Genomic DNA, 1,711 nt, shown 5'->3' with positions numbered 1-1,711 from the left:
TCCTGCGGGCCCTGCCCGCCCTCCCCCGCGCGCTGTGGGCGCCGAGCACGGCGGCGGCCTGGGCGGCGGCGGCCGCGGTGACGGCGGCCTACACGCCGCGCGAGGCCGCCCCGTACGCCGAGACCGGACTCGGCCCGGAGGAGCTCTTCGAGCGGGCGGCCGCGCACGGCGACGACCACACGATCAAGTTCACGGACACGGCGCTCGACGTGGGCGACCCGCTCGCCCTCGCCGCCGCCGTCCGCTCGATCGAGCTCAACCCGCCGGCGTACCGATAGAACCGACGAAGAGGTCAGCCGAACTGGACGGAGCGCTTCGCGAGGCCCATCCAGAAGCCGTCGATCACCGACCGCTCCGCGTCGAGGTCGTCGGCCGCGTCCGCCGCGCCCATGGCGACGAAGAGCGGGGCGAAGTGCTCGGTACGGGGGTGGGCGAGGCGGCCGGCGGGCGACTTGTGCTCGAAGTCCAGGAGGGCGTCGACGTCGTGCGCGGCGAGCGCCTCGTTCCCCCAGGCATCGAACTCGGCGGACCAGCCGGGGACGCCGGGGCCGGTGTGGCGGAGGGCGGCGAGGTTGTGGGTGAAGAAGCCGCTGCCGACGATCAGGACGCCCTCGTCGCGCAGCGGGGCGAGCTTGCGGCCGATGTCCATGAGCCGGCGCGGGTCGAGGGTGGGCATGGAGATCTGGAGTACGGGGATGTCGGCGTCGGGGAACATCTCGACGAGCGGCACGTACGCGCCGTGGTCGAGGCCCCGGTCGGGGATGTCCTGCACGGGGGTGCCGGGCCCGTGGAGCAGCTTGCGGACGGCCTCGGCGAGCCGCGGGGCGCCGGGGGCGGCGTACTGGACGCGGTAGTAGTGCTCGGGGAAGCCCCAGAAGTCGTAGACGAGGGGGACGGTCTCGGTGGCGCCGAGCGCGAGCGGGGCCTCCTCCCAGTGGGCGGAGACCATGAGGATCGCCTTGGGGCGCGGCAGGCCGGCGGACCAGGCGGCGAGCTCGCCGGGCCAGACCGGGTCGTCGGCGAGCGGCGGGGCGCCGTGGGACAGGTAGAGGGCCGGCATCCGTTCGATCGTGGCGTCCATGGCGACCACCTTCCGCAGTCCTTGAAACTTCAAGCTATTACTCGACCCACCTTAGACCTGGATTGTTCAACTTTCAAGAACGAGTCGTACGATGGGAACCATGGGAGACATGACCGAACCCCGCTGGCTGACCGCCGAGGAGCAGCACGTCTGGCGCGCGTACCTGCACGCCACCACACTCCTGGAGGACCACCTCGACCGCCAGTTGCAGCGCGACGCCGGGATGCCGCACGTCTACTACGGGCTCCTCGTCCAGCTCTCCCAGGCCCCGCGCCGCCGGCTGCGGATGACCGAGCTGGCCCGGAGCGCCAAGATCACCCGCTCCCGGCTCTCCCACGCGATCGCCCGCCTGGAGAAGAACGGCTGGGTGCGGCGCGAGGACTGCCCCTCCGACAAGCGCGGCCAGTTCGCCCAGCTGACGGACGAGGGCATGGAGGTCCTCCGGCGGAACGCGCCCGGCCATGTGGCGGCGGTCCGCCAGGCCATGTTCGACCGGCTCTCCCCCGAACAGGTGGAGCAGCTCGGCGTGATCATGCGCGTGATGGCCGAGGGCCTCGAACCCACGGACGCGGACGCGGACCTGCCCTGGCTCCGCTGAGGGACGGAACGCACGAACGGGCCTGCCCCGGT

Annotated in this window: 2 protein-coding genes and 1 pseudogene; 2 read left to right on the top strand and 1 reads right to left on the bottom strand. The window is 72.5% G+C overall.

Features of this window, described 5'->3' with window-relative positions; all coding sequences use genetic code 11:
- Positions 1 to 278, top strand: a pseudogene (locus tag CCN56_RS39750) (hypothetical protein); the annotation flags it as partial.
- 14 nt (positions 279 to 292) lie between these two features.
- Here CCN56_RS39750 and CCN56_RS39745 read toward each other — a convergent pair.
- A complete protein-coding gene (locus CCN56_RS39745) occupies positions 293 to 1,081 on the bottom strand; it encodes a dioxygenase (RefSeq protein WP_086832443.1) in 789 nt (262 codons plus the stop codon).
- A gap of 91 nt (positions 1,082 to 1,172) precedes the next feature.
- Between CCN56_RS39745 and CCN56_RS39740 the strand changes: the two genes are divergently transcribed.
- On the top strand, positions 1,173 to 1,679 hold the full coding sequence (locus CCN56_RS39740; RefSeq protein WP_041129702.1) for a MarR family winged helix-turn-helix transcriptional regulator: 507 nt from the start codon (positions 1,173 to 1,175) through the stop codon (positions 1,677 to 1,679).
- The last annotated feature ends 32 nt before the right edge of the window (positions 1,680 to 1,711 follow it).

Source organism: Streptomyces sp. NRRL B-24572 (assembly GCF_002156145.1).
Classification (GTDB): Bacteria; Actinomycetota; Actinomycetes; order Streptomycetales; family Streptomycetaceae; genus Streptomyces; species Streptomyces vietnamensis.
This window is presented reverse-complemented; position numbering and strand designations above follow the sequence as displayed.